This window comes from Desulfosporosinus shakirovi (genome assembly GCF_020595055.1).
Taxonomy (GTDB): Bacteria; Bacillota; Desulfitobacteriia; order Desulfitobacteriales; family Desulfitobacteriaceae; genus Desulfosporosinus; species Desulfosporosinus shakirovi.
This window is the reverse complement of record NZ_JAJDOO010000015.1, coordinates 58,862-70,569: the sequence shown is the minus strand read 5'-3', so window position 1 is coordinate 70,569 and position 11,708 is coordinate 58,862. Positions and strand designations below refer to the sequence as shown.

The 11,708-nt window shown below is 48.6% G+C and carries 5 protein-coding genes; 1 reads left to right on the top strand and 4 read right to left on the bottom strand.

Annotated elements, in window-relative coordinates:
* Positions 1-7: 7 nt before the first annotated feature.
* Together LJE72_RS14335 and LJE72_RS14330 are read right to left on the bottom strand one after the other, a co-directional pair.
* On the bottom strand, positions 8-1,747 hold the full coding sequence (locus LJE72_RS14335; protein ID WP_229248355.1) for an ABC transporter ATP-binding protein: 1,740 nt from the start codon (positions 1,745-1,747) through the stop codon (positions 8-10).
* Complete coding sequence (locus LJE72_RS14330) at positions 1,744-3,516, bottom strand: ABC transporter ATP-binding protein (RefSeq protein ID WP_229248354.1); 1,773 nt, start codon at positions 3,514-3,516, stop codon at positions 1,744-1,746. Before LJE72_RS14330 ends, LJE72_RS14335 begins: the two co-directional genes overlap by 4 nt.
* Before the next feature lie 230 nt (positions 3,517-3,746).
* Between LJE72_RS14330 and LJE72_RS14325 the strand changes: the two genes are divergently transcribed.
* Positions 3,747-4,337, top strand: coding sequence for a TetR/AcrR family transcriptional regulator (locus tag LJE72_RS14325; protein ID WP_229248352.1), 591 nt, complete (start codon positions 3,747-3,749; stop codon positions 4,335-4,337).
* Between the two features lie 107 nt (positions 4,338-4,444).
* Here the strand turns inward: LJE72_RS14325 and LJE72_RS14320 are convergent, their stop codons facing one another.
* Both LJE72_RS14320 and LJE72_RS14315 read right to left on the bottom strand, forming a co-directional pair.
* Complete coding sequence (locus tag LJE72_RS14320; RefSeq protein WP_229248351.1) at positions 4,445-5,752, bottom strand: MFS transporter; 1,308 nt, start codon at positions 5,750-5,752, stop codon at positions 4,445-4,447.
* A 160-nt stretch (positions 5,753-5,912) separates the two neighbouring features.
* Positions 5,913-11,546 (bottom strand): cell wall-binding repeat-containing protein, encoded by a 5,634-nt coding sequence (locus tag LJE72_RS14315; protein ID WP_229248349.1) that lies wholly within the window; start codon positions 11,544-11,546, stop codon positions 5,913-5,915.
* Positions 11,547-11,708: the final 162 nt, after the last annotated feature.

The window sequence follows — 11,708 nt, the reverse complement described above, 5'->3', positions numbered from 1 at the left end:
ACATTCTTTAAGCGGTGACCTGCCATCCCCGGGCCTTTTCTTGTTCTGTGTACATTCGGGCATACCAGCCCTTTTCCAGGAGGAGCTGGGTGTGATTTCCCGACTCCAGAATCTCACCCTGGCTGAGAACCAGAATTTTATCAGCCTTAATAATCGTATTTAAGCGGTGGGCAATCACCAGCACCGTCTTGCCCTTCATCAAGCGGTCGAGGGCCAGCTGAATTTCCTGTTCGTTGTCGGCGTCTAAGCTGGAGGTTGATTCATCCAGCAGGACAATGGGAGCGTCCTTCAGAAAGGCTCTGGCAATGGAGATGCGCTGTTTTTCCCCACCGGAAAGGGTGGAACCCCCCTCGCCAATCATAGTGTCATAACCATGCTCCATTTTCAGGATAAATTCATGGCAGTTAGCGGCCTGGGCGGCTGTTATGACCTCTTCCTTTGTCGCCTGAGGCTTGCCGATTTTAATATTGTTAAAGACCGTGTCATTGAACAAATAGACTTCCTGAAAGACAACGGTCATTTGTTCCGTCAGGGAGTCCGGCGCAAAGGTTCGGATGTCCTCATCGCCGATGGTGATACGGCCCTCATTGACATCCCAGAAGCGGGAAATGAGACTGATGATGGTGGTTTTGCCGGAACCGGAGGGCCCGATTAAAGCCGTAGTGGTGCCTGCCGGGGCTGTAAAGGAAATGTTTTTAAGCACATCCAGATTATATGTGTAGCGAAAATAAACATCTTCAAATTTAAGATCATAGCCTTTTAACTCAGCCCGGTCATATTCATAAGGAAAAGGCTTCTCATTTAAGATGTCTAAAATATTGCCGGAGGCTCTGGTTAAAAACTTCATTTGCGGGTACAAAGCACTTAGCCCTGTCATCATGCTGGAAATGGAAATGGCCAACATGATGATGGCGAGAAAGCTGATGGTATTGATGGTTTGCCGGGTCAAAAAGTAGGTCCCCATAATCAAAGCAAGGGGAATAATGCAAGAGGTTATGGTGGAAAAGCTGATGGTATAGGGAAGAACGGATAGTTCGCTGTGGGTAGCTTCTTTTTTTAAATTCTTTAAGGACTCATCTAATCTCTCGAATTTCTCACCGGTGAGATTGTAAAGGCGGAAGGTCTTGATTCCGCTTATGTATTCCACGATTCGCGAAACAGCCATTTGCATGGCCCTGCTCAGTGCCGCAGAGTTCTTGGCGGATACCTCTCCGGAAAGAGTTAAGAGGGGTAAAGCAATCCCAACCAGGAGAACAATAACCAAAGCGTACTTAAGGTCAATGACCAAGGCCACACCTAAGGCGACTAAGGTAAAAACGATAATTTTTATAAAATCGCAGATGGAGTGAGTCAGAACCGTTTCAAAATCGCCGATATCCGTCATCAAAGTACTATTCAGCCTGCCGATGCTGTTTTTATTGAAAAATCCTAAATTAAGGCAGCGAATGTGATTTCCCAGCCGCAGCCGCAATTCCCTGGAAATATCCGCCCCCCGGCATTGAGACAGGATGCCGGCCCCGGCCAAGACAAGACAACGGATGACAAAGAGTCCGGCTAAGGCCATGAGATAGGTTTTCAGTTTTTCCATGGTAAAGCTGTCTTCCGCTAAATCCATGAGGGTCAGGATCATCATTCCGAACATGGAAGCGTTAAGTAGGGAATCAATGACCGACAGCAGCATTTGAGGAATAAGCAAACTGCTTTTCCCGCCGAGAAGTTCTTTGGTACACCTAAGCATACTGATCATACTGCCGCCGCCTCCTTACCGGTACCCGTATAAATGCGCCACATCCGTTTATAGAGTCCGTCCTTTTTCAGGAGCTGCCCGTGACTGCCGATTTCTTTGATTTCCCCTTCATCAAAGACGCAGATCTGATCGGCCTTGACTATGGTCTGCAGTCGATGGGCAATCATAACCGTGGTTTTGTCTTTTAATAAATTGCTGAGGGCTAACTGGATTTTGCACTCATTTTCAATATCGCTGAAGCTGGTAGCCTCATCAAAAATAATGATCGGAGCATTTTTCAGAATGGCTCTGGCAATACAAATACGCTGTTTTTCACCGCCGGATAGCTTGATCCCCTTATCTCCCAGATAGGTTTCATAACCCTGGGGTAGACCGGTTATGAAATCGTGAATTTGGGCGGCCTGGGCAGCTGTCTCCACTTCCCGGCGGGTGCAATCTCCTTTGCCAATGGCGATATTCTCGTAGATTGTGCCGTTGAGCATAAAGGTTTCTTGAAAGACAAAGGATACCAGATTCATCAGGTTCTCGTTTTTCAGGTTCTCCACATTAATGCCGCCAATGGTGATTTCCCCCCTGCTTACTTGCCAAAATTTCGGAATGAGTTGGGCTGCCGTGGTTTTGCCTGCGCCGGAGGCCCCCACAAAGGCTGTCAGACTGCCCCGAGGCAGGGTGATATTGATATCCCTTAAGACTTCTTGTTTATCATAAGCAAAGGTCACATTCTTGAATTCCACATCATAACTCCCCTCTTTGGCCAGCTCAGCATCCCGACCCAGCGCTGCAGGAATATCCATAATTTCTTTAATGCGCTCCAAGCCGGAAGAAATCTGGGTAAAGACCTGGGCAAAGCTGAGCAGGTTACTGTAGGAATTAAGAAAAACCATGCTCATAATCATAAAGAAAACAAAGGCGCTGAGCTCCAAACGCTGGGTTAAATATAAATATCCGCCCAGGGGTAAGGTAAAGGCAATACCGGACTCTATAATCACCGTACACACTGCGGCAATAGGTGCAGCCATTCGGGAAAGTTCTTTCCAGACCCGGTTGTACTCCCCTATGGTTTCGGAATAATCCCGGTAGGAATCAGCGGTCAGGTTAAAGGTTTTCATAACGGGCATACCATTGATAAACTGGATAATTACAGAATTTAATTTCCCGGACAGACCATTAAAAACCCTCATTTTGGATTTTGTACCGACAACGATCAGAACTTGAATCCCAATGGTCAGCACCACGGGAACCAACAGGAAAAGAGCCATTGCCACATTGACTGTCAAGAGATAAATCAAGACCGTTATAGGCACAATAATAGCGACGACAATATCCGGTATCTGATGAGCTAAAAACTTTTCAATTCGTTCCACATCTTCGATAAGAACCTTTTTAATTTCACCGGAGCTGTTATCTCCGAAAAATCCCAGGCTGATTTCCCCAATATGGGCACAGAGGCGTTTTCGGACAACATACAGGGTGTTATAAGCACCGATATGCGTCAGACTCAGGGACACAGCCTGAAAAATAAAGCGCAGGACAATAGATACTGCCGCAATAAGGCCATAGCCCATAACCTCAGACATTCTCCCCGCCCCGTTAAAAAGGAACAAAACTGTTTTATAGACCATGACATAAGGTACAAAAGTGCATAACCCGGAGATGATACTAAACCCAATGGCTAGATAAAGGAAATTTTTATTACTGCCGACCATTCCCAAAAGGTATCCCAGGCCGGATTTATTTTCGTTTTCGTCTTCGGCTTTTTCTATTTTCATTAAAGGCTCTCCTTTATATTATTAAGTTCACTCCTTGTGGGACCCTGCCCTGCTCTGGGGATTTTTTTGCGCTACTCTAAGTTAAACATTAAAGCTAAGTCTGCTCTAAAATAAGATTAAATTTCAAGTCCCAGCACAAACCCAAGGTCATGCTTGTGACATTTTTCTTTATATGCTATTCTTGGCAATAAAGGAAAAATAAGTTGAATGCCGGGTATAAGGAGGTCTCTATGAAGCAAACAGATGATCTTATCCTCAATCAATCTCAGCAATGGTTTATTGATGCCTTGCTGGCCTTAATGAAAACGAAACCTTTCCATAAAATCCAAATTAAAGAGCTTGCTGAAAAGGCAGGTCTGGACCGCAGAACCTTTTATCGGTATTTCAAGTCCACAGAAGACGTTCTGTTCCTGCAGTGCAGAGTCGTCATTGAGGATTTTGCTAAAAAGGTTCTGGCTAAAAATGAATTGAATTTTAAAACCGTCGCCGTCTCCTATTTTGAGTTTTGGAATGACTATCTTGATTTTCTTAGGCTTTTGAAAGAAAGCAACATGATCTACTTCTTTGCCGACAAGATGGATAAGCTCTATTATGAACATGTAACGTCCAAAGTTAAACAATATTTGGATGGCGTGGAATTAGACCATAAAACCAGATACCACTTTTTCTACGGAATGGGCGGCCTTTGGCATGTGATGAATTGGTGGCAGCTGGAAGATCCCCGGGAGACGCCGGAAGAAATGGGGAAAATCATTAGGGAATATATTACCGAGATTTACGGTTCTTTAGATTTAAAGACTTCTTCTCTTCAGGAAGTTTAGGCATCTAGACCGACTATTATAATCCTGTCGCAATTCCCTGTCTGAGTCGGTATTCTAATTTGCAGGGAGATCTGTGCCCTCCCCATTTTCCTCTTTTCGGCATCAGGTTAATATTTGGGGCTTAAACGTTCATATTTGGAGGTCATATAAAGAACTGCGCCAATCACTGCCAACACACACATAACCACTAAGGCACCGTTATAGCCGAAGGTTGAATCCACCATAATTCCCGTGACAATGGGACCCAACAGGGAGCCCAAATTGCCGATGAAACTGTAAATTCCGCCAACCCCTCCGGCTTGGCCGTAAGGAGCTACATCACTGGGAATAGCCCAGACATTGGAGGCCCCGAAGGAGAAAATTCCCATGGAGCAGGTCAGCCATAAGATGGTCAGCGCCGGCGAAAGGGCTGCTGCTTGAGTAGCCATATAGAGGAAAATCGCTCCGCCGATCATCCCAACGCCCATCCCTACACGGCGAACTAAGGTGATGGTCGCCCCTCTTCTGAACCAACGATCAAAGACAAAGCCGCCCAACAGTTCCATAAGAACTCCGGCAATATAGGGCAGCATGGCGGCAAAACCCATTGCCGTCAGACTCAGTCCGCAGACATTCATCATGTAGGAAGGTATCCAAGCGTTAAAGGTGGTCCAAAAATACATGTAAAGAGCGTAAGCGCAGCATAATTGCAGGATCATGGGATAGGAAAAAAGTTTCAGCAAGGGAATCGTCTTTACCACCACCTGACCTGCCTCACTTAGGACTTCGTCCTGGCGAATGTAGTCCAGCTCCGCCTTAGTCACTTTCGGATGTTTGTCAGGATCCTTATAGCTGTAAAGCCAGATGAAACTGTAGATTACCGCCAGGGCTCCCGAGACAAGAAAGGAAGCTTTCCAGCCCCAGGTCACAATAACCAAAGCCACTAAGGGAGGGGCGAAAGCGTTTCCCAGTCGGGCGCAGGAGTCAAAGGCGGCAGAGGCCATGGTGCGCTCCCGTTTCGGTACCCACACCGACACTACTCGGGGAGCAGTGGGATAGCTGGCGGCTTCCGTCACTCCCAAGCCAATGCGAACCGCCAGCAGGGAACCAAAGCCGCTCACCAAAGCAGTCAGCATTGTAACCAGCCCCCAACCCAGACAGGAGAAAAACATCAGTAATTTAGGTCCGAATTTATTCAAAAGAGCACCGACAGGGATCATCATTAGAGTGTAGGACCAGAAAAAGGCCGACATCAGCACCCCCATCTGAGAAGCCGACAGGCCAAACTCCGCCATCAGAGTGGGTGCCGCCACGGAGAGATTAATGCGGTCGATATAGTTGATGGTGATAGCCATAGCGATGAGGAATACGGCAAAATAACGGTAACGAGAATTGGGCTTAACTGGCCCGGAAATGTCTTCATCCCTTAAACTCATAGCCTTGGCTCTCCTCTTCAGCATATTCAAAACCCAATTTCCCGGCGCAGAGGTCAATTACTGACTGGTCTTTAAACATTAGTTCCTTATTTTCGGAACCGATCCAGCATTGCTGGATCGGTTCCGCTGGTTATAGGCTTTTTCTGTGGGTCTGTCAAGCTTACTGTCCCAGGAGAGCTTCGATAGCTTCCAGGGTGGACTGAGGAACAGCCACGATGCCTCCGAAGACCCGAATTTCTTCCACGTTCTCTTTGGCTGACTGCAGCAGGACTTCCTGCTCCCTTGTCAAACCGTTGCTTCCCCCTTCTCCCTCATAGCCCGCCAGAAGCAGCCAAGCATTGTTTTGAGCTGCTACAGCCGCTGCGGACAGAGCGTCGGCAAAATCACGACCGCTGACCACATAAATGGCCTGGGGATTAGGCTGCAGGTTTTCCAGAACCCGGACATTAGTAGCGTAACGGTCGATTCCGTCATAGCGCTGGGCGTTGGGAACGAGGCTTTCCAGGCTTTGAGGCAGTACTGCCGTTCCGCCGATGAGGAGGGTTTGATTGATGCCCAGTTCACTGAAAGCCCTTGCCGTAGCCTCCGGCAACATTTCGCCTTCCCCGCCTGCATAAAGGATTGGTACTCCCTGGTATCCTGCCCAAGGGGCAATGGACAAAGCGTCGGCGAAGGAGCCTTGACCGCTGTTGCCGTTGACCAAAACGGCCCGGCCGCCGGCACTGTTCAGTGCTTTGGCAATTTCATAGGCTGTTTCATACTGGGTTGTTCCGTAGATCCGTTCCACACTGATTCCCTGAGCTTCCAGCCGCTCAGATACGGCTGTCTTGACAGCTCCGGTGCCGCCGGTAATGATCACCTTTTTAGTGCCCAGTGCCTGGATTTGGGCCAGAACATTGTCCGGCAGGTTATCCGGAGGAGTAAGCAAAATCGGGGCGTTAAGTTTCTTAGCCAAGGGTACTGCCGGCAGAGCATCGGCAGAGACGTCTCCCCGGGCGAGGATGACGGTGTCGGCACCATCTGAGAAGTAAGCTTTGGCGATTTCCACCGCCGTGTCATAGCGGCTCTCTCCATAAGTCCTCTCCAGGCCAACCTCTTTAACCGTCAGTTTTTGGGTAAGCAAAACATAGTCAGAGCAATGATCCTGGTTAACTGTGACAAAGCCTTGGGAGTCCACACTGACGCTTTGCCTGAATTCCAACTGATCTGTGCTTTCATTATAATAATAGTAGTGAAGGGTCTGGCCTGCATACCGGCTGCCAGCCTTAACCGTGATGGCGGCTTCTCCCGGCAAAGCTCCGCTGTGTTTAAAGCTTAAGACCAGGGCCAGATTGTCGGCATCTGCCTCCGGAAGATTTAGGCTGTCGGCATCAACGCCGATTTTAAGACTAAAGTCAATGCTCGTCTGTCCGGCAGAGGTTTGCATGCTGCCCTTGGCAAAGGTTATGGTATAATCGGGGCCGTTAAAGACAATGGGTTTGTCCTCATTCTTGGCAATGAGTTTTTTCAGCTGAGCAGAAGAGATTTTAGAGGAACTGCGGGTAAGGGTAACCTTCACTCCATCGGCTTTTTCCACAATTGAGGAGTCGGATACATACTTATCAGCGGAAGATGAGCCTGAACCTCCGCTTGAACCGTTGTCCGAATCATTGTCTCCATCATCATTGTCGTCATTGTCCGAACTGCCGCCAGGAAGAGATGGGACAGTCAAGCTGTACAGTTCTCCCTCATTGTTGGCGTGCCTTAAGAAGTAATGGTTCTTAGCCAGAGGAACCGCGGCGTCGCTGCCGGACACCTTTCTCCCGTTGGCTGTATACACCCCGGCAAAGGTGTCGTAATTATACATGGGGAAAGCCGCGTAGCCATTATTTAAAACTGTTTCCATCCCGGTGCCCTGAGCATAGGCCAGGGATTTGTCGAAACACATATTGAGCAGGTCGCTCCGAACATTATTTGCCACGTACTGCTCAATGGTTACAGAGGAGCCGGAATTGATGACCACAGGAAGTTCTTCATAGGTCTCTCCGCCATAGGTGAGATCCACGTAAACCGTATAGCAGCCCAACTCAACCTCACCGTCACTGGTCAGCCCTCCGCCCTCTGTCAAAGTAAACTCAAAGCCGCTTTCCTCTTCGGACTTGGTAAAGGTTGCTCCGGTCAGAGCTTTTCCCTCCCGGTACGCCCTGAGAGTTGTACTGATGGAAGTTCCGCTCTCACCCGACGCCACCAAGAAATCTTCCTGAGCAGGCTTGACGGATAGGGAATCTTCATGGTTCTCTGCCACCCGTTTAAAGGTTGCGGTGAGAATGGTATCCTGAGTGACGGCAAGAGTATAGGTGCCGTCAAAGGGACCGACGAGAGGAATGGGACGGCCGCCGGTTGTCTCCGCTTTCGTACCAACGGATTCGATAGTTCCCTTGCCGTCCTCCATGGGATAAGCCAACATATAAAGGGTATCCCCAATAGCTATCTGCACATTTTCTCCTACGGGCAGCAATTTCACATCTTTGGAATTGAAAACGGCAAGAGCCCCGCCTTTAACATTTTCAATGTAAACTGTGGCATATTCCGGCGCTTTTCCTGCCAGCAGGACCACCGGGCTGAAGGATTCCAGGGTAAAGCTCAGGGTATCCGTATCCTCGGAAACCTCGCAGCGAATCGCTTCCGTGGTTTGACCGTAATGAATGGCCGTAATCTCCTCGGCATCCGCCAGAGCCGTGGGAATCGGCATGGTGATGACAACCCCATAGGAGCCGACGGTTCCCGAGACCAGGTCAATATCCAGCTGAACGGCTGAATCTACGTCCGGCGAGGTAATATTTAAGGCGACGGCATCGGCAGCCAAAGTCTCGGTGCTTTTTTGATCTGTCAAGGCCCGGACAGATAATTGGGCCATCTGCCCGGCTCCGCCAAACTTAATTAAGGGCAGGGTTCCGCCAAACAAGCCTCTGACATTTTCATCAACGGCGGCTGTGTTGGTTCCTTTCCACTTAGCATCGAATTGGACGAGTTCTCCGTAAATGTGATCACCAGCCTCCAGCTTCTCACCCTCAAAGTACCAGCCTTCGAAGGTATAGCCGGGTCGATTCGCCAGTTCGGGAATATCCTCAGCAGAGATGATGCTGTAATAATAGTTTTCCTCATTCAGCTCTTGAGCAGGGAAAGCAATCTCCCTGGTTTCAGTTGTGCCATTATTCGCAAAGGTCCCGCCTTTAGGATCAAAGAAGAGGGTTACTGACTCCCCCGGAACCGTGAATTCTTTCTCGCCAAACTCTTTGGCTCCAGAGCTGCCGCCGCCGGGCAGAGATCTGACAGTCAAGCTGTACAGTTCTCCCTCATTGTTGGCATGCCTCATAAAGTAATGGTTTTCGGCCTGGGGTATTGGGTCATCGCTGCCGGACACCTTTGTCCCGTCGGCAGTATGCACCCCGGCAAAAGTGTCGTAATTATACATGGGGAAAGCCGCATAGCCATTGTTTAAAACCGTTTCCATCCTGGTTCCCTGAGCATAGGCCAGGGATTTGTCGAAACACATATTAAGCAGGTCGCTCCGCACATTATTTGCCAAGTATTGCTCAATGGTTACAGAGGAACCGGAGTTGATGGACACAGGCAGCTCTTCATAGGTCTCCCCGCCATTGGTGACATCCACGTAAACCGTATAGCAGCCCATTTCAACCTCAGCCTCACTGGTCAGCACACCCTCCTCTGTCACCGTAAACTCAAAGTCACTATCCTCTTCGGACTTGGTAAAAACAGCTCCGCTCAGAACTTTGCCGTTCCGGGATGCAGTGAGAGTTGTATTGATCGAGGTACCGGTCTCACCTGCAGCTACAGGGAAACCTTCCTGGTTAGGTTGGACAGATAGGGAATTATCGTCGTCCGCTGCAACCCGTTCAAAGGTTGTGGTGAGAATGGTATCCTGGGTGACGGCAAGGGTATAGGTACCGTCAAAGGGACCGACGAGAGGGATGGAACGTCCGCCGGTCGTCTCCGCTTCCGTGGCAACGGACTCGATGGTTCCCTTGCCATCCTCCATGGGATAGGCCAACATATACAGGGTATCCCCAATGGCAACCTGCACATTTTCTCCTACGGGCAGCAATTTAACATCTTTGGAATTGAATACAGCTAAAACCCCACCTTTGACATTTTCAATGTAAACTGTAGCATATTCCGGCGCTTCCCCTGCTACCAGGATCACCGGGCTGAAGGATTCTAAGGTAAAGCTCAGGGTATCTGTCTCTTCGGAAATCTCGCAGCGAATCGCTTCCGTGGTTTGACCGTAATGAATGGCCGCAATTTGATCCGCATCTGCCAGAGCCGTGGGAATCGGCATGGTGATGACAACCCCATAGGAACCGATGCTTCCCGAGACAAGATCAATGTCCAGCTGAACCGCTGAATCTACGTCGAGCTCTGCAATGCTTAAGGCAGCAGCGTCGGCAGCCAAAGCTTCGGCACTTTTGGGCTCTGCCAAGGCTTGAACCGCCAGTTGAGCCGCTTGCCCGGCCCCGCCAAACTCAATCACAGGCAGAGTCCCGCCAAACAATCCCTCGACATTTTCATTAACAGTAGCTGTGTTGCCTCCTTTCCATTTAGCGTTAAATTGAACGAGTTCTCCGTAAATGTGGTCGCCGCCTTCCAGCTTCTCACCCTCAAAGTACCACCCTTCGAAGGTATAGCCCGGTCGCTCCTCCAGCTCAGGGATATCCTCAGCGGAGATGATACTGTAATAATAATTCTCCTCATTCAGCTCTTGGGCAGGGAAAGCAAGCTCCCTGGTTTCTGTTGTGCCATTATTCGCAAAGGTTCCGCCTTTGGGATCAAAGAAGAGGGTTACTGACTCCCCCGGAACCGTGAATTCTTTTTCGCCAAACTCTTTGGCTCCCGAGCTGACCGCCGCTAAAAGGTTAGCTGCTACAGCCTCACTCCATTGTGCCTCAAAGGTCATGCCGGCAAAAATGTGGCTGCCTTCCTCCAGCTTTGTTCCCTCGCTATACCAGCCTTCAAAAACATAACCTGGTCTTTCTTCCAAAAGTGGTATATCTGCAGCTGTGAATATTCCATAATATTGATTATCATTATCAGTTCTATCGGCAAAAAAAATAGTCTCCCTGGTTTCCCCTGTCCCATCGTCCTTAAATACTCCGCCTTGGGGATCAAAGGCGACGGTAATCTCCTCACCCAGCTGGGTTGCCTCCGTATCCTCTAGATTCTCCTCCTCAGAATTGGTATCTTCAGATGGAATCTCTGTGTCGGAGTCGGTGCCTGTATCAGTGCCGACATCACTATCGGTGCCGGTTTCATTGTCAACATCACTATCAGGGCCGATTTCAGTATCGATGTCACTATCAGTACCAGTGCCGGCATCAGTGTTGCTGTCCATCACGCTCCATTGTGCGTCAAAGGCGACATCAGCAAAAATACAATCCCCGTCCTCCAACTTCTGTTCATTAAAGTACCAGCCTTCAAAGGCATAACCGAGACGTTCTTCTAGTTCAGGAATATCAGCATCTTTGATTACTTTGTAGTAATGATTATCATTATCATCACTTACGGTAAAAAAAATAGTCTCCCTGGTTTCCGTTGTCCCATCATCCTTAAATACTCCGCCTTGCGGATCAAAGGTAATTGTCACTGTCTGGTCCGATCCCTGAAGATTCTTGTCGCCGTAATCCGTTGCCAAAGCATTCATTTCACAAGCGAAGCTCATGTAAAAGGCCATGATTAAAGTCATGACGAATGCTAAGGATCGACTCAGGGTTGTTACATTTTTTCTCTTCCTTTCCATTGATACCCTCCTCTGTTTATTCTGCCCTTTTCTTTTGAATTTATTGTATATATCATAAAAGCAAAAATCAATAGCAAGACCACAAGTGCTACATATCTTGAATTATGAGACATGAAGTCTTGGTGTGGTAGACATTGACAAAAAAGTTATCACTCACTCTTT